The organism is Paenibacillus sp. XY044 (assembly GCF_002257645.1).
Lineage (GTDB): Bacteria > Bacillota > Bacilli > Paenibacillales > Paenibacillaceae > Paenibacillus_AQ.
In genome coordinates, this window is sequence record NZ_NQMO01000003.1 from 764,304 (window position 1) to 781,778 (window position 17,475).

Sequence of the window (17,475 nt, forward strand, 5' to 3'; positions counted from 1 at the left end):
GCCGGGCTGTGGGCAAACGGGGATACATGGATTCAGGCCGATGAATTCAGCCTGAAGAAGAACGGGTGATGGATGAGGACGGCTTTTTAGGATGCAACTGCCCTGAAAGCCGGCCAATACACCTTAGGAAGGGGATCGGCAGCATGATGAATCGATTGGAGCAGGCCATCTAAACCGTGGGTCATCCACGTGCCGGAAAAATGATCATAGCAGGTCATTCCGATTGAATATGATTGAGCAGGAGGAGAAGACATGATTGATTTTCCCGAGCGATTTATCAAGAGCAGCGGATTTGATTTACTGGGACATCATGCTCCGGAAGTGAATAGCCGTCCACTGGATGAACATACGTATCACTGCACGCTGACATTTAAGCTGGTTGAAGAAGTGAGACAGGATGACTGGCAGATGTGGCTGATTCCGGCATTCCGGCCGGATTTCCACTGGGCTCCTCATCTGGCGCCTACAGACCGTCACAAGATGGACCAGCACTGTTTCCGCTCTCCTGCCCTGATTGCTCAGGAAGGGAGCCTCACGTTAATATTGATTCCCGATCTGGATTTGCTGTCACAGGAACCACCCGTCAGGTGGTACATGGATCTGGATGCTCCGAACAACCGGCTTGTGCTTGGTATGGGGAATACCCGCGTCGACGGACATGTTCTGTTCGAAAAGGCTCCAGGGGCATCCTATCAGCCGGGATACGTATCTGTCGGCTTCTATTTGATGATGTTTGAGGATGGGGATATCGCCATGAATCCATGGCGCCCTGCACTTGAATGGATGTGGCGAAAATGGGGCGGACCGCAATTTCGCGAAGGAGCGCCTAGGGTCGCTCCGCTGCTGAACTATGTCCGGCATACGTATCATTGGGCTTTTCACCATTGGAAAGACGAGGTGTGGCAGCAATTTGAACTGGACGGACGAATGGTGGGCGCACCCGTATTTATCGTAGACGTCAGCCAAAGCCCGAATTATCCCGGAATACCCAGCGAACGAGAAAGTAGGTCGATCTGGAATCAAGCCTGGTTCAGCTCTTTGCGTTCCGCGCAGGGATTATACCGATACGGGCAGGAGCAGGGAGATCCGGAGCTTGAAAGGAAGGCACTCTTGGCAAAGGAGCTGGCGCTCGCTGCTCCGCAGCGCGGCGGCTTCTTCCCGGCTGTCATCGCTACGGAGATGAGGCGGGTTATGGTCGATGGGCAGGAGGTTAACCGGTCGGGGAGCTGGGATGCTTCCTTTTGGGGAAATTCCAATCGCAACCCGCTGTTTCCATGGGGCTCCATTGCCGATGCGCCTTACCATGTGCTGGACATGAGCTGGACTGCGCTGCTTATGCTGCGCTGGTATGACGAACTGGAGCCGGATCATAGGCTCGTCGAATACGCCATGCGGTATGCCGATGCGCTGCTGTCTCTGCAAGTTTCGAAAGGCTACTTCCCCGCCTGGCTCGATCAGCGGACGCTTGAACCGGTCTCACCATTGGCGGAGTCGCCGGAAACTTCGCTGTCGGTCACTTTTTTGCTTAAGATGCATGAGATCGTTCCGGATCCGAAATATAGAGATGCCGCTTTAAGTGCGATGGAAGTCGTGTTGTCGGAGATCGTACCCGACGGCCGCTGGGAGGATTTCGAGACCTACTGGTCATGTTGCTCTTACGGGCAAAAGGATTTGCCTGGCAATAAAGTAGTGCGGAACAACATGTATAAGCAGTGTAATTTCTCGATGTATTGGACGGCAGAGGCGCTTTATTACTGCTACCAATTAACCGGGGACAGGCGGTATTTGGACAGCGGACAGCGCTGTCTGGATGAGCTGCTGATGACGCAGGCCTCCTGGCAGCCGCCTTATATCTATGTGGAGACGCTCGGAGGGTTCGGCGTCATGAATTGCGACGGAGAATGGAACGATGCGCGCCAAAGCCTGTTTGCTGAGCTTATCCTGCTGTATGGACTGGAGCTTGACCGCGCCGAGTATATTGAACGCGGAATAGCAGCCCTCCGGGCATCCTTCGTCATGATGTATTGTCCCGAAAACAGCCGGACCCGGGATCAATGGGAGAAGGTCTACCCATTTTTTAATGAAAAAGATTACGGCTTCATGATGGAGAACTACGGACATGGGGGAGAGACAAATGCGGAAGGGCTCGGCATGGGCACATTTACGATCTATGATTGGGGCAATGGAGCTGCCGCCGAAGCCTATATGCGCATCAAGAGTCATCTTAGCGGTGTGTTGAAGGAACGATATCATTATGAGATCTGAAGAACCACGAGGCAGTTTTAGGTACAATATGGGGGGTTATGTTGATAACCAGCCTATAAGGTGATAGTGTGAATTCATGAGCTCCCTGCTCGCCGGAAGGTTTCTAGTCGTACGGAGGATAAGATGGATAAACATACGATTTACCACATTGCCGAACGGGTCGGTGTTTCACCGTCCACGGTATCGAGAGCGTTATCGGGAAGAGGGTACTGCGGGGCCAAGACGAAGAGCAAAATTATCGCTGCGGCAAAAGAACTGAACTATGCGCCGGACAATGCGGCGAAGATTCTCAAAATGAGGCAGACGAACAAGGTCATTTTTGCAGTTCCCGATATTTGCAATCCCTTTTACTTCGATATGATCAACGGAATCAATCAGGTGTTGGAAGAGCATGATTACCTGATGATTTTATTCTATACGAAGCACAGCCTGAAGGAAGAGCTGAAGGCTATTCAGAACTTGAAGGAGAATGTGGCAGACGGCATGATTATGGTGTCGTTTCATTTTGGCGAAGAGAACATCAGCGCCATCAATGCGCTGCAGTCGCCCGTCGTTCTGACGAACAGATACGTCTCTCCGGAAGGAGAGGACCAGTTCGATTATGTTTACGTGGACACCTATGAAGGAATAAAATTAAGCACGGAGCATTTGATCGGACAGGGCATGCGAAACATAGCCTTTGTTGGCGGCAAGCTGAGCGAACAGACGGGGCATGAGCGCTTTTGCGGGTTCCGGGACGCGATGCTGAACGCCAACATTCCGGTGGTCCCCCGATTAATCGCCGAATCGGATTATACGGAAAGCGGCGGCTATATGACGGCCAAGACATGGCTGCAGGGTCCGGGTCGTCCAGAAGCCGTCGTCGTGACGAATGACTTGATGGCCATCGGCGTCATGAAGGCTTGTGAGGAAGCCGGTCTCCGCATTCCAGAAGATATTGCCGTGGTGGGTATGGATAATCTTGATCTCGCGTCGCGTGTACATCCCAAGCTGACCTCCGTCTCTTTGATGCAGGAGGAAATCGGCCGCAAGGCCGCCCAAATTCTCATGAGCCGCATCCGCGGCATTCCCCTGGAAGAGCGAGCCGTCAAGCTTCATCCGCGGTTGGTTGTCCGGGACTCCAGCCTGAGAACATGAGCTTTGAAATTGGAATCTCAGCATGCGAAAGGTCACGGCAATGATTTACCCGACTTCCGGATTCATATGGACATGATAAATGATCAGCGAAGGAGCTGCAGAAGCAGCTTCTTTTTTGTGAATAGGCTGTTTTGACGAAGGACAGCCGATTTTTCAATAAACCGCAGAAATCATTGAGGATAATTTTCTAAATGGAACTTACCGGATCTTTTTGTTTTAACTACGCCGGCGGTGCGCCTTTAGCATCATTTCCTCGATCTTTTCTGCAGCTTGATCTATTTGTGATACTGGCAAAGAAGATGGTGTATTTTCCACTATTTCTTTTTTTTGAAGAAATCGTCCTAGGAAGCAGACGAATGATAGTAGGGTGAACTTGACATCCCCCTCAAGCCCATACTAATGTTATGTCAAGAGGTGGAATACATGAGCAAGAAGCAAGACATTATGGCAGCCACGCTGGACTTGATTCATGAAGAGGGGCTGCAGTCGGTAACCTTCTCCAAAATATTTAAGAGAGCCAATGTAGGTTCCGGCACGATATATAACTATTTTGCCAATAAAGAAGAGATAGTTAATGCGGTTTACAAAGAAGCACGTACACATATGGGGGAGTACCTCCTTCAGGGTTATATCCCGGATGCGAGCCTCTATGAGCGCTTTAAATGCCTGCAGTTGAACAGGCTGAAGTTCGGCATCCATTCTCCCAAAGAGTTCCTGTTTATCGACAGCTTTTCCTTTTCCCCGTATATTTCGCCAGAGCTGCGTAACATGGGCGATGCCCTCCATTCGAGCGATGTGGTCATTTCCTTGATTGTCGAGGGCCAGAAGCAGGGAATCATCAAAGAAATGGACCCCCATTTATGCCATCAGCTCATCCATGGGATCATTTCTTCCATTCTGAAAGGATATTATATTCAGAAATATCCCTTGAACGAGGTCCAGATTCAACAAGTGTTGGAAGCCTCTTGGAAAGCCATACTCGTATAGAAACAGCCTTTTGGACGTCCGAAGTCTCAAAAGGCTGTTTTTTGTCTCGATTTTCTCTCCCCAAAGAATTTCAATTAACAATTACCCATTAGAATATACATTCCAATTGCGATATCATCTAGTGTCTCAATTTAACAACATGTATTGGAATGCTTATTCCACTACAATGCATTTTTAAGAAGATAACATTCCATTTTCTACGAGCCATTTTTAAACCGGATAATGAAAGATCTTGTTTTTTCATTTGCCATTGGCACAAAAACGTAATAATTAGCGGATGAACCCAAGCTAAAATAACTTTTGGTTTGGGAAAATGTTTAAATCTCCACATTGGAATAATTATTCCAAAAACCATTGACACAAAGAAGAAGTAGGGATATACTACGTTTTGAATGAATATTCCAAAAATATGTTGAGGAGGCATTTTTGATATGAGTAAAGTTTGGCTTATTACAGGTAGCTCCCGGGGATTTGGACGCAGTCTTGCAGAAGCGGTACTGGCAAAAGGAGATCAGCTGGTTGCGACAGCCCGCAACACAGAACAAATCGCCGATCTTGCAGCACGCTATGGCAGCCAAGTGCGGATCGTTCAGCTGGATGTAAACCGGTTCGAGCAGGCTGAGGCTGCCGTACATGCCGCCTTCGAAACGTTCGGACGTTTGGATGTTCTTGTGAATAATGCGGGTTACGGCAACATTTCTTCCATTGAAGAAACCCCGATGGAAGACTTCCGGGCTCAGTTGGAAACGAACCTTTGGGGCGTCATTAACGTAACGAAAGCAGCGCTTCCGCATCTGAGAGCGCAGGGTCACGGACATATTATCCAATTCTCCTCCATCGGCGGCCGCATAGGCGCGCCCGGTCTAGGACCCTACCAAACAGCAAAGTGGGCGGTAGAGGGATTCTCCGAGGTCCTTTCCAAAGAAGTCGGACCGCTTGGTTTAAAGGTTACGTTGATCGAACCAGGTGGTTTCCGTACCGATTGGGCGGGTTCCTCAATGAAGCATATTGAGCCTATTGACGATTATAAAGACACCGTAGGCGGTCATTTGAAACATGCTCGCGAGACTACCGGCAAGGAGAACGGTGATCCGGACAAAGCTGCGCAAGCGATCATTTCCGTTGTGAATGAGGAAAACCCGCCGCTTCGCTTACCGCTTGGAAGCGACGCCGTTGCGATCGCAAACGCGGTGGACATGGGCAAATTAGAAGAGACCAAGCGCTGGGAGAAGCTCAGCCTTTCGACGGACTTTGAAGCAAGAGAATTAGATCCGGAGGTATCGCGCATGATTAACGAGCCAAGATTACAACAATAAGGGAGTAAGCGAGATGATTCAAATATCAAAGAACGGCGAAGTTGTGACTTTGATCAATGTGTTCACAGTAGATCCGGCTAATCAAGACCGGCTGATCGAGTTACTGACCGATGCAACGAATGTTTCCGTTCGATTCGCCCCGGGATTTATTACGTGTGTTCTCCATCGAAGTACGGACGGAACTAAGGTTACCATGTATTCTCAATGGAGAAGCGCCGAAGATTATCAAGCCATGCGCAACGACCCCAGACCTCTTCCTTATCTTCAGGAAGCTGTAAAGATCGCTAAGTTTGAACCGGGGATGTATGAAATCGCTTCAATTACAGGTGCTGAATATGTAATCGACGGAGGAACCGTCCCGACCGTCTAACTTGAAGGAATAAACAAAGTGATTAGAAATGAAGCCGCATCCTCTGTATAAAATCGGGTATTTTTTATCCATAATAAGACAGCCTGACGACATTCCAAACATATAGAGGAGCAGATGCAAGTGAAAAATAAATGGCTTAAGGCATTGCTTTTAACCTTGACGCTTATTTTCAGCATCACGCAGTTCGCAATACCAACACACGCGATGGTAAACGAGAAGAAAGATTCGGTTTGTATAAGCCCTAGAATGGTGCAGCTTAAAGTCGATATGCAGAAGGTTTGGATCGACCATACCATTTGGACGAGAAGCTATATTGTTAGCGCCATTTCGAACCGTCCGGATCAGAAGGACGTATTGGACCGGCTCCTGCGGAACCAGCAGGACATCGGCAATGTGATCAAACCGTATTACGGGGAAGCCGCCGGCAATAAGCTGGCTCAAATTCTGAGAGAACATATTCTGATTGCAGGGAAAATTGTAGCGGCAGCCAAAGCAGGTAATCAGGCGGATGTGCAAAAGTTAGAAGCGGATTGGCATCGAAACGCCGACGATATCGCTAAATTTTTAAGCTCAGCGAACCCGAATTGGCAGTTTAAAACGCTGCAAGATATGCTGTATACGCACCTCCAGTTAATTACGGAAATCGTCCTTAATTGTCTCAAGGGAGACTGGAAAGCGGATATCGCGGCAACCGACAAAAACGAGATCCATATGATTCATTTAGCGGACATCCTGACAGAAGGCATTGTCAAACAGTTTCCCGATAAATTTTAATCAAACGCGATAGACAATGCAAAACAGATAGCTTTTCATGACCTCCCGAAGGGGTGGCTGTGGAAAGCTTTTTTTCTGCCGTGAATGTTTTCACATTTCGTTTGCATTTGGTATGACTGGAATCACATGGTTGGATTCGCAGATTCCTTATACTGGGTTTGTAAACAGAGATCTGCTTCAAGTTATGGGAATGAATCCACTACAGGAGGTCCTTTCTATGAGTCAATTAACGCTTCAAACGCATGTTTCCGACATCGTCACGGCTGTACCGCAGTCAGCCGATCTGTTCCGTGCATTGCGCATCGATTTTTGCTGCGGTGGCAAAATCCCTCTGGAGGAGGCAGCCGCAAAACGGAAGCTCGATTCCAGTGCGGTTCTGCATCAGGCACGTATACTGGAGACGAAAATAGCGGAGTATCGGGATAGCCGACCTGGAGATCTGGCCGAACCGGAGCTGATCGATTACATTCAGAACAAGCATCACGCCTTCTTGCGTGAAGAGCTTCCCGCGTTAACGCCATACGTGACGAAGCTGGCCCTCGTCCATGGGGAACATCATCCGGAGCTGCTGCGGGTGCAGGAGATATTCGCGGAATTGAAAAATGAATTGCTGACGCATACCGAAGATGAGGATCAAAACGTATTCCCGCAGATTCAGCAATGTATTGCAAAACCGAATTCGAATCATTCGGAGGGCCTACAGCCCCTTCTGTCAGAACTGGAGCAGGAGCATGAGCAGGCCGGAAATCTGCTGAAAGAGCTGCGGGAAGTTACAAGCGATTTCGCGCTCCCCTCAGATGCTTGCGGCACGTACCGGCTCGTCTACCAGCGGCTTGGGCTGCTGGAAAAGGATACGTTCGAGCACATTCATTTGGAAAATAACGTACTGTTCGAGCGGGTTCGCGAGCGGTGCAATGGACAAGGACAACAGCGGTAATAGAAGCCCCTTTTCTTCACGAGGTGAAGAGGGGGCTTTTTTTTGTGCGAGGAAAGAAGGCGGTTGGGGTGAAGATGTGGTGCAAGATTCGGGTACAAAGCATGCTTCGACTCCGGGAATTAGCCATAGGAGCTGCGGGAGAGGGAGGATTTATGCAGTGGTTCGCCGTATTTTTTGTGTTTCTGTCCCGTTCATGGGCTTGAGGCACCAAAATAAACCACCGGATCACCGGTTTACAAAGAAGGGGTGCTAAGCTTCGTGCTGTGGAAGTTCCTTTCCTATTACAAACCATATAAAACCCTGTTTTTGGTCTCGCTTTTACGAAGCGGATTCCGGAACCATTACCGTTGACGGCATCGATATCACACGAATGAAGCTGGCTTCCCTGCGAGGTCAAATCGGAATTGTCCAGCAGGACGTCTTCTTATTCTCCGGCACGATCCGCGAGAATATCGCTTACGGTCAGTTGGATGCCTCGGAAGCGGACATATGGAGAGCCGTTCGGCGTGCCCGACTGGACGACTTTATCCGTTCGCAGCCGGAGGGGCTCGAGACCGTCATTGGCGAACGCGGAGTTAAGCTGTCCGGCGGACAAAAACAGCGGCTTGCGATTGCCCGGATGTTCCTGAAAAACCCGCCGATCCTCATTCTGGATGAAGCGACATCCGCGCTGGATACCGAAACGGAGAAAGCGATTCAACAATCGCTGAGCGAGCTGTCGGAAGGTCGGACGACACTGATCATCGCGCACCGACTTGCCACGATCAAGAACGCTGACCGCATCGTGGTCGTCACGGAGCAGGGCATCACCGAGCAAGGGAAGCATCAGGAATTGGTGGCCGCCGGAGGGGTGTACAGCAAGCTTCATGATGCTCAGTTCGGTTCCTTTTAATTCGTATGCTGAAGCGGTAAATGAAAGTCATAAGCCAGTTTTTGAATAGAGAAGGAGAATATTAAAGACGATCGGCAAACTGCTGAGCAACTAAGCGGAAAGAAGGTGAGAGAGGGGGGCTGCCCCCTTTTTTTTATATTTTTTATGAGCAAGATTAAGGTCGAAGATGCTGTCACTCATGAGATCTTTCTTTTCCTTTCAACGGAAGAAGAAGAATGGAAATAAGAACGTCCGAGCAGAAGGCCGCCAACGGCAAAAACAACCGACAACCAGATGCCACTTCCGCTCGTAGCTATATACGTAGGAAACGCGATATTGATGGTGACTTTCAGAGCGACCAAAACGATGAGAGTCCCGACGATCCAGAACGTCCTCTTGCCCGACCCGATTTGCCCCCGTTTATTGAGAAGGAGCACCCAGCCTTGAATCATCCCGGCGACGATGCCCAACATCATTCCTAACAACAGTAAAATCCATTCGATCATTCCAATGCCATTCATCGTCAATCCCCATACCACTCCGGCAATAAGCAGCACCGATCCGATGATAAGCGTTCGATTTAAACCTTTCATGACAATCAACTCCTCGTAATATTTGCGAATATTCTTGCCCGGAATACGTCTCTTTTGTTCAGATTTCGAATATCGAAAGCCGGTCATACTTCCTCCTCGTTAAAATTGTGTATATCGTGTATGCACAATATAACATGAAGTGATTTTTGGAGTCAACGATCATATGACGATGTCATCGAGGCAAAATAAAACAGCAGCCGTCTAGGACTCGAAAAATAAAGTCGTAGACAGCTGCTGTTTGTTATGGCGTAATCCGGGGTGAGGCGAGGGTGGAGTTATCGTCGAACAGACAGCTTTTCATGAAATTTCTGATCCAGCAACAAGATTTCTGCTTTCTGGCTTACGGCATGATCCCCAAGCTTTACATCAATGATAAAATCATTGCTTAACATCTGTTGGTACTTCGTTATAATATCTTGTTCAGACCATTCTCCCATGGACTTCGTTTCAGGCGGAATGACCGGGATTCCGGCTTGCTCGACCAGTCGAAGATTTTGTTTAATGTCTGCTGCGATCTTGCTGAGCGAGCTTTCGCTTCTTGCTGTCTCCAGATCCACCATTCCGTCGTCCGTATAGAAATGCTTGTTAACCACAGCGAGCGCCGCATGGGAAACATGGAAGGCATAAATGTTATCTTGTACCTCGTAATGCAAACCCGCCGTTTCAAGTACTTTGGCCAGCTCTTTTACTCTTTCACTTGTTTGTCCATTCATTTCGCCAAAAATGGTCCCTTGATGTTTTTCCGAACCGAATTGCGCGTATAAAACCTCCTCTTTCATGTCTCCGCCTGCCCCAGGAAATCCTGGGAGCAGCCGGTCTCCCACGATTTCAAGCCAGGGTTCATAACCGATGGTATTGGTCAAGGTGACGATCGTTTGGCTCTGGTTATTCTTGATCGCGGATAGGGCGGATTCGGCTTGATCATACCGTACAGGAACAAAGATGAAATCGTAAATATCATCGTCTTCAAGCTTCTCGATCGTCTTGACCGATATTTGCTTTATCTCTCCATGATCGTTGTATCGCAGTCCGTTCTTTTGGAGTGCGTCCAGCCTCTTTCCGCGAGCCAGCAATGTGACATCGAATCCCGACTGTGCGAATCGGAGGGCGTATGTGCTGCCAATCACACCGGCTCCAAATATCAAGAGTCTATTTTGCTTTGTCTTCACGATGATTCCTTCCTTTCAGCTAAATCATCAGAGATTGCTTAAACAACATCTGTTGGGTAAAATAATAGTATCGTATGCTTATGATTTCAACAGGCAGAAGAGGCGAAGAGTTGCATAGACAACACATTGTGAAATTTGATGTTTAAGTAGGAGGATAGATATGGTAAATCAGCGGGATCCGAGGGTTTTGCGCACACGGCAGTTGATCAGGGAAGCGTTCAGAGCGCTGCTGCAAAGTAAGGGATTTGATTCAATAACCATTAACGACATCGCACAGCGGGCAACCATTAACCGTGCCACCTTTTATGCGCATTATGAAGACAAGTATGCTTTGCTGGAAGAAATCACAGAACAGGCTTTTCGCGAGAGGATTCCTGAACAAGTGCTGGATGCGCGCGAGTTTACGGCTGAAATTTGTGACCAGCTGATCTTGATGACTTTCAACTACATTGTAGATTATTATCGGATTTGCAGAGTGGATTCCAAATCGATTGCAACGCTTGTGGATGACAAAATAAAGAAATTGCTGCAGCAAACGATAGAAAACATCTTACAGAAAGGGGATACCCACCAAATAGCAGATCACCGTCATGCAAAGATCATTTCGGCGATGACCGGCTCTGCGATCTATGGCGCTGCTCATTCTTGGTTAACGGACGGAGAGAATGACCGAACCGATTTACTTGTGGGCATTGTTCGTCCCTATGTGATGACCGGTCTCCGGTGTGGCAAATAATCTATAAACCGCTTGACTGCGAGTGGTGCGGACTCCTTATCTTTCAATGCAAGACCGATTCTGCGGTAAGCCGGTACTTCAAGTTCCTTGACCACAATGTGATAGGGGGTCCGCTTCAGAATGAGCTCCGGCAAAATGCTGATGCCCAGACCGCTTTCTACCATTGCCATGATGGCATAATCATCCCATGTCGTAAACAGTACTTTCGGTTCAATACGACACCGCTCAAAAATATCCGAAATTTCAGTTTTCTCGCCTTTTTCCAAAAGCATAAATGGAAATTCGCCTAATGCCTGGACAGGAAAACGATCGCAATTGGCCAGTGGGTGATTTTCCGGGAGGATGACAAGCAGCTTGTCCTGCTCCAAAAAGATCGTTTCCAATTTGGGATGCGTGGGAAGCCGGAGAAAACCGCAATCTACTCGCCCTTCTAATATCCATCTTTCGATTTCTGTATAGTCACCAAGTAAAAGCTCGTATTCAACGCGGGGATATTTTTTTTGAAATGCCTTGATGATGTTCGGCAGCCAATGGGTAGCTACGCTTGAAAACGTTCCAATTCGAATGAATCCGGATTGAAGCCCGTGCAATTCATCGATTTGTGTTTGTAATCTCTGATATTCGTTGCACACACTTTTTGCGTAAGGAAGCAGCTTAAGACCTTCGGAAGTAAGGCGTACGCCAGAACGTCCACGCTCGAGCAGAGAAACCCTCCATTCCGCTTCCAAATCGTTAATCATACGGCTGATCCCCGACTGTGAATAGCTTAATGCTTCTGCCGCTTTCGTAAAGCTTCCATACTCCACTGTTTTGACCAATGCTAAATACTTCTGGATATTCATGTCCATCTTTTCCACCTCCAACATCTGGTTTTGTCATCTTTATAATGAGAAACATTCGCTTTCGTAATAACGAAATGAATGATACACTAATCCGCGATGAAACTCAACGGAAATGGATGCTTGCTGTTCGAAAGGTATGCATGGGTCCATGAAGGAGGTAAACAGATGCGTAATCATATTGCACCACCGGAAGCACGGCAGCAGTAGAATTTACTTTCCAGGTCACTACACTGAAAGTTGCTGGTCCTTCCGTAAATTCTACGGTGTGTAAGGTAGGCTCTTTGGTCACCATCATATTAGTAGAAAGCAGGAATATGAAGTGAAGGAAAAAATATATTTTGTCTTGTCGATGATCATTTTCGGCGCCGTTGGCGTGTTCGCCAAGTATATCAACATGACTTCCAGTGAAATAGCGTTTTTTTTAAGTTTGATCGGCGGCCTGATGCTGCTAGCCGTCTTTGTATGGACAAAGCAGAAAGTGCCATGGCAGAAGGTAAGAAAAAATGCTGCAGCTCTGTTCATTGCGAGCGCGGCCTTGAGCGGCAACTGGATCTTTCTGTTTCAGGCGTACAAGGAAACAACGATTGCCAATGCGGCATTGAGCTATTATTTTGCACCTGTTATGGTGATTATGCTGTCGCCTTTTGTGCTGAAAGAAAAGCTATCGCTCAAAAAGGCGGTATGTATTTGCATTGCAATGCTGGGCTTGTTCTTCATTTTGCAGAACGGCAGGCTGGAAACAATCGGCCATCAACTGCTAGGCATCGGCTACGGACTAGTCGCGGCATGTTTCTATGCCATTTTGACGCTAGTCAATAAATTTATTCGGGACCTGGATGGGATGGCAAATACGCTGCTGCAGCTTGGCTTGTCGGTTGTGATACTGTCACCGTTTGTGCTGACCACGAACGGCTTCCATTTCTCCTCCATCACAGGCAATACGTTGATATGGATGCTTGTGCTCGGTACCCTGCATGGCGGGGTTGGTTTTTATTTATTTTTTGCCGGAATGAAAGGGCTCAGGGGACAGAGCATTGCCGTATTGAGTTATATCGATCCCCTTACCTCATTGTTGATCTCAGTCTTGATCGTAGGAGAGAGGATGGCATTGCAGCAGCTGATCGGCGCAGTCTTGCTGTTGGGCTCCATTTGGATCGGTGAAACCGGCGTGAAGAGAAAAGAGGGGACGGTCTATAACGACTGAACATACAATCAACTCTATCTATTGTTGTAAATACAACAAAAATGATTTAATATTTATTAAGAGGATTGGTTCGTTAAAGAAGATAAGGAGCTGCGCATATGAAGGAAATTCTGCGTGAAATCGGGATGATTGCCAGGGCGCTGGATTCGATAAGCAATATCGAATTTAAAGAATACGACCTTACGAAGGGACAGTATTTGTACCTTGTCCGGATATGCGAGAACCCGGGGATCATTCAAGAGAAGCTAGCCGAAATGATCAAGGTAGACCGGACCACCGCAGCCCGTGCCATACAAAAGCTTGAAATGAGCGGCTTTATTGAGAAGAAGGCGGATGAGCGTAACAAAAAAATAAAAAAGCTTTTTCCAACGGAAAAAGGGCATGCTGTATTTCCTTTTATACAAAGAGAACATGATCATTCAAACCGAGTCGCATTAGCGGGATTTTCCGAAGAAGAAACAGAAACCATTTTTCGTCTGCTGCAAAGAGTAAGAAAAAATATAGAGATTGACTGGGAATACGTAAAAAAAGGGAACAAGAGAAATTATTGATTTTAGGTTAGGAGCGATCCGCAGCGATGTCTGTAAAAATAACAAAGTGCAGCCGTGAAGATTTACGACGGCTTCAGGAAATCAGCATTGAAACATTCACCGATACGTTTAAGGACCAAAATTCACCGGATAATTTGAAAACCTATTTGGAAAGGGCATTTAACACTGATCAGTTAGAGAAGGAACTGGCCAATAACTTGTCGGAATTCTATTTCATCTTTTTCGATGAAGAGCTTGCCGGGTTTTTAAAGGTGAATATGAATGATGCCCAATCCGAAAAAATGGGCGATAACTCCCTCGAAATTGAGCGGATTTATATACGCAGCCGATTTCAAAGAAAAGGGCTTGGACAATATTTAATAAACAAAGCGATGGAAACGGCTATCAAGCACAACAAAGAGATGATTTGGCTCGGCGTGTGGGAAAAGAACGAGAAGGCCATTCAGTTTTACAAAAAAATAGGTTTCGTTCAAACCGGTGCGCACTCTTTTTATATGGGTGACGAAGAACAAATTGATTATATGATGACCAAAACACTGGTAGCCGTATAAATTGTTGCCCTCTCGCAACATTTTCCTCACCGATCGGGAATTGTCTCCGATTCTTAGTTATGAAAATAGCCTTGGCCGTTTGTTGGCCAAGGCTATTTTGATGTTAGTCTGTACCGCTAAGGAACTGCTTCTTGAAGATAGTGCATTTGTTTGCTATGTTTCTGCAATACGTTCGGCTTGGTCGGGCTGGTTCTCTCCGATCCGTCGTAGGTGCCGGAACTGGAATGCAACCAAAATGATGATACAAAGCATGATGACTCCACACACTGATGCAATGGCGTGAAACTCGCTCATAAAAGCTTTGCTTGCCCCATTCACCAGCGATGTACCGGCTTCCGCAGCGAGACTTTTCGCTGTCTCGATCGCCCCCGTCAAACTGTCGCGGGAGATTTGTACGGAGGAATCCGGGATGTTCGCAGGAATTGAACTTGTCACCTGGTTGCGATATACAACGGTGCCGATGCTGCCCAAAACGGCAATGCCCAGCGCAAACGCAAATTCCCCGCTAGTTTGCAGCATGGCGGCCGCCGATCCTGCCTTTGCCGGCGAAACTGAGCCGATTACCAGATCGCTGGACAGGCTGGGTAACGGAGCAGCACCCAAGTTGAACAGCATATACCCGAGGACAAGATAGATGAGTCCGGATTCAATGCCCACCTGAGTGAGGAACAGACATCCAATCGCGGAAATCAATAGACCACCACCGATCAGCCGAGCCGGGCGGACGAAACGTGCGGCAAGCGGCGACAGTAACATCCCGGCCATGGAAGCAATAGCACCGGGAAGCATAAATAACCCTGCTTCAAGCGGCGACAACCCCTTTACAAATTGCAGGTACTGCCCGATATAGAGCATCGTTGCACCCGTAAAAGTTATACCGAACATGCCTCCCAGCGCAGAGCCGAACCCCCGGCTCGCAAAAAGACGCAGATCCAGCAAAGGGTTGCTTAACCTTTTCTGCCTCGCAACAAAAACCGTGCCAAAGGCGACGCCAGCCAATACAAGCAGTATGGGTACAGGTTGTAATCCGTACTTGGCTATTTGTTTAAGTCCGTATATTACCGGTAATATCGCAAGTAATGACAACAAAACACTTGCCAAATCAAGTTGGCCGGTATCAGGGTGACGATACTCTGGCAGCAGGACCGGTCCGGTAAAGACCAAAATCAACATGATGGGTACGGCAAGGAGGAATACCGAGCCCCACCAAAAGTGAGTCAACATCATGCCGCCAAAAACGGGCCCCAGCGCCATGCCGCCCATGGAGCACATCATCCATATTCCAATGGCGAGGGAGCGCTGCTTCGGATCACGGAACATGTTGCTGATTAGTGCCAAAGTGGAGGGTGCAACCGTTGCTCCAGCGATCCCGAGCAGCGCACGCGCTGCGATCAGCATCCAGGCGTTTGGCGCAAAAGCGGCTAATAGGGAAGCTGCCGCAAAAGATATTCCACCGATCATCAGCAGCTTGCGACGGCCGATCCGGTCTCCCAACGAGCCCATCGTGATTAGAAATCCGGAGAGCATAAATCCGTAGATGTCAATGATCCATAATTGCTGAGCGCTATCTGCGCTAAGGTCGGCGCTGATATGGGGCAGCGCGAGAATCATAACGGAGAGATCAATCGAGACAAGAAGGGCGGGCAGAGCCAGTACTGCAAGTCCTATCCATTCCTTTAGTCCGGCTTTCAGCTCACTGCTGTGCGGTGCATTTTTCATTTTCACCCATCTCCTCGCCCAGCATATTTAATAAACGATGCGCTGTGTTGAGGTTGTTCCGGTACGTCATATCCTCAATCTCCTTTTATAACTTTTTGCCGGCGATTGAATCATAGGACATGACGCCGCGTAAGGTTCAAGGGGGAAATTCTTTGTGTTTAAACGGATGAGCTCGTTTTATGACAGAGCAGGGGGCCAAATGGATTAGGCCCAGGTCTAACCTAATTTAGGCCTATAATGACTTGAATGAGCGCTGATTCAGGTTAAACTACAATAGAACGAACTATTTCTTACCGAGAATTCAATAAACCGAAGGCTCTGTTTTATTGTTGTAGGCAGCTAGGAAACCTATTCGATTCATATATACAACATAAAATTTTTTTATGGAGGTGTCAGTGAATGAACAATATGTTTACTAGAAGAATGGGATCAATGATCAAAGACTGGAAAAGCAGCAAGCGTCGTTTCACCCTTTTTGTCGTTTTTCTTCTTTGCGCATCGATCATGATACCCGTGACAGCCAGTGCAGCATATTACAACACGTATTCCACCGCCGCCACGCTGGGCAATGCCAATGATTGTTACGCCGCTCAAGGATTTGCCGTGGGATCTACCTACGTCTATTCTGTAAAAGTCAACGGTGACAATAATAAGGCCGTCATTTATCGCACCAAAATGAGCGACGGTACGACGACGCTCATGACAAACGGGGATAATGGAACAACGTACGCTACCTACCTTGGCCATGCCAATGATGTGGTTCTCAGCTCAACCGACGGAAATTACTATATGTTCGTCGTTACCATGAATGCTGGCAGTATGAGTCTCGTGAAACTGAAGTATGTAGGAACGACTTACTACAAAGTAGGTAACTATACCATCAAATACAATGGTGCAGACAAGGCTATGTCGGGTGTGAAAATTACGAGCAAAGACGCGAACAGCATCAACTTTTTGTTCAAATCCGGACGGACTTTGTACAGAGGTACACTCCCGCTAACTGCAACCAGTGGGACGATTAATGTAACCAATAGCTTCACCCTTAATATTGAAGATGCGAAGGTCAACGGCAGCACCATATCCAATATCAGCTCGTATGCATTCCAGGGCTTCGGTTACTATAACAATACGATTTATGTACCAATGACATATAAAAACGTCAGTATAGTGCTTGTTTATCGGAATATTTCTACGGCTTCCGGCACCATCCAAGCAGATTCTAATCTATCGTTCCGTGTGACGTCTTCGGCATTTCCTGACCTATTTGAAATCGAGGGTGTGGGTGTCGCAAACGGGGATAAGCTTTGGTTCAACACCAACCGAAGAACCGCGCCAGGAGATACCGCTCACGATGGAGTGCACTATTTCAACGATTTCAGCGCCTCCTGATCATCCTTCCACGGATGACGAGAATATGATCAGCATCATGCGAATCTAAAATGCATAATCCTTG

Annotated in this window: 16 protein-coding genes and 1 pseudogene; 13 read left to right on the forward strand and 4 right to left on the reverse strand. The window is 47.7% G+C overall.

What is annotated here, in order from left to right:
- The first annotated feature begins 252 nt into the window (after positions 1–252).
- The 8 genes and pseudogenes from CJP46_RS17125 to CJP46_RS17160 form a co-directional block, all read left to right on the forward strand.
- A complete protein-coding gene (locus tag CJP46_RS17125) occupies positions 253–2,265 on the forward strand; it encodes a hypothetical protein (RefSeq protein WP_179281192.1) in 2,013 nt (670 codons plus the stop codon).
- A 123-nt stretch (positions 2,266–2,388) separates the two neighbouring features.
- On the forward strand, positions 2,389–3,402 hold the full coding sequence (locus CJP46_RS17130) for a LacI family DNA-binding transcriptional regulator (protein WP_094596785.1): 1,014 nt from the start codon (positions 2,389–2,391) through the stop codon (positions 3,400–3,402).
- A gap of 423 nt (positions 3,403–3,825) precedes the next feature.
- Positions 3,826–4,389, forward strand: a complete 564-nt coding sequence (locus tag CJP46_RS17135) for a TetR/AcrR family transcriptional regulator (RefSeq protein ID WP_094596786.1) — start codon at positions 3,826–3,828, stop codon at positions 4,387–4,389.
- 431 nt (positions 4,390–4,820) lie between these two features.
- Entirely contained in the window at positions 4,821–5,705 is an 885-nt protein-coding gene (locus tag CJP46_RS17140; RefSeq protein ID WP_094596787.1) for an oxidoreductase, read from the forward strand.
- A gap of 13 nt (positions 5,706–5,718) precedes the next feature.
- Positions 5,719–6,075, forward strand: coding sequence for an antibiotic biosynthesis monooxygenase family protein (locus CJP46_RS17145; RefSeq protein ID WP_094596788.1), 357 nt, complete (start codon positions 5,719–5,721; stop codon positions 6,073–6,075).
- A gap of 120 nt (positions 6,076–6,195) precedes the next feature.
- The gene (locus tag CJP46_RS17150; protein ID WP_179281193.1) at positions 6,196–6,849 is read left to right on the forward strand and encodes a glycosyltransferase; all 654 of its coding nucleotides are present in this window, start codon (positions 6,196–6,198) and stop codon (positions 6,847–6,849) included.
- Positions 6,850–7,066: 217 nt separating this feature from the next.
- Entirely contained in the window at positions 7,067–7,786 is a 720-nt protein-coding gene (gene ric / locus CJP46_RS17155) for an iron-sulfur cluster repair di-iron protein (RefSeq protein WP_094596790.1), read from the forward strand.
- Positions 7,787–8,099: 313 nt separating this feature from the next.
- Positions 8,100–8,678, forward strand: a pseudogene (locus CJP46_RS17160) (ABC transporter ATP-binding protein); the annotation flags it as partial.
- 176 nt (positions 8,679–8,854) lie between these two features.
- Here CJP46_RS17160 and CJP46_RS17165 read toward each other — a convergent pair.
- Together CJP46_RS17165 and CJP46_RS17170 are read right to left on the reverse strand one after the other, a co-directional pair.
- The gene (locus tag CJP46_RS17165; protein WP_256992391.1) at positions 8,855–9,337 is read right to left on the reverse strand and encodes a hypothetical protein; all 483 of its coding nucleotides are present in this window, start codon (positions 9,335–9,337) and stop codon (positions 8,855–8,857) included.
- 188 nt (positions 9,338–9,525) lie between these two features.
- A complete protein-coding gene (locus CJP46_RS17170; RefSeq protein ID WP_094596791.1) occupies positions 9,526–10,419 on the reverse strand; it encodes a ketopantoate reductase family protein in 894 nt (297 codons plus the stop codon).
- Between the two features lie 160 nt (positions 10,420–10,579).
- Between CJP46_RS17170 and CJP46_RS17175 the strand changes: the two genes are divergently transcribed.
- A complete protein-coding gene (locus CJP46_RS17175) occupies positions 10,580–11,155 on the forward strand; it encodes a TetR/AcrR family transcriptional regulator (RefSeq protein ID WP_094596792.1) in 576 nt (191 codons plus the stop codon).
- Here CJP46_RS17175 and CJP46_RS17180 read toward each other — a convergent pair.
- Complete coding sequence (locus CJP46_RS17180) at positions 11,122–11,997, reverse strand: LysR family transcriptional regulator (RefSeq protein ID WP_218831037.1); 876 nt, start codon at positions 11,995–11,997, stop codon at positions 11,122–11,124. The two genes, CJP46_RS17175 and CJP46_RS17180, sit on opposite strands and share 34 nt — an antisense overlap.
- Before the next feature lie 319 nt (positions 11,998–12,316).
- Here CJP46_RS17180 and CJP46_RS17185 point away from each other — a divergent pair, with 319 nt between their 5' ends.
- The 3 genes from CJP46_RS17185 (at position 12,317) to paiA (ending at position 14,303) form a co-directional block, all read left to right on the forward strand.
- Positions 12,317–13,201: a DMT family transporter gene (locus CJP46_RS17185; protein WP_094596794.1), complete on the forward strand. Its 885-nt coding sequence runs from the start codon at positions 12,317–12,319 to the stop codon at positions 13,199–13,201.
- Between the two features lie 98 nt (positions 13,202–13,299).
- On the forward strand, positions 13,300–13,752 hold the full coding sequence (locus CJP46_RS17190) for a MarR family winged helix-turn-helix transcriptional regulator (protein WP_094596795.1): 453 nt from the start codon (positions 13,300–13,302) through the stop codon (positions 13,750–13,752).
- A 26-nt stretch (positions 13,753–13,778) separates the two neighbouring features.
- Positions 13,779–14,303 carry a spermidine/spermine N(1)-acetyltransferase gene (paiA, locus tag CJP46_RS17195; protein ID WP_094596796.1) on the forward strand — a complete coding sequence of 175 codons (525 nt, stop codon included), beginning with the start codon at positions 13,779–13,781 and terminating at the stop codon, positions 14,301–14,303.
- Positions 14,304–14,456: 153 nt separating this feature from the next.
- Here paiA and CJP46_RS17200 read toward each other — a convergent pair whose 3' ends face one another.
- Entirely contained in the window at positions 14,457–16,022 is a 1,566-nt protein-coding gene (locus CJP46_RS17200) for an MFS transporter (RefSeq protein WP_094596797.1), read from the reverse strand.
- Between the two features lie 399 nt (positions 16,023–16,421).
- On the opposite strand from CJP46_RS17200, the gene CJP46_RS17205 reads away from it, so the two are divergent.
- Positions 16,422–17,411, forward strand: coding sequence for a hypothetical protein (locus tag CJP46_RS17205; RefSeq protein WP_094596798.1), 990 nt, complete (start codon positions 16,422–16,424; stop codon positions 17,409–17,411).
- Positions 17,412–17,475: the final 64 nt, after the last annotated feature.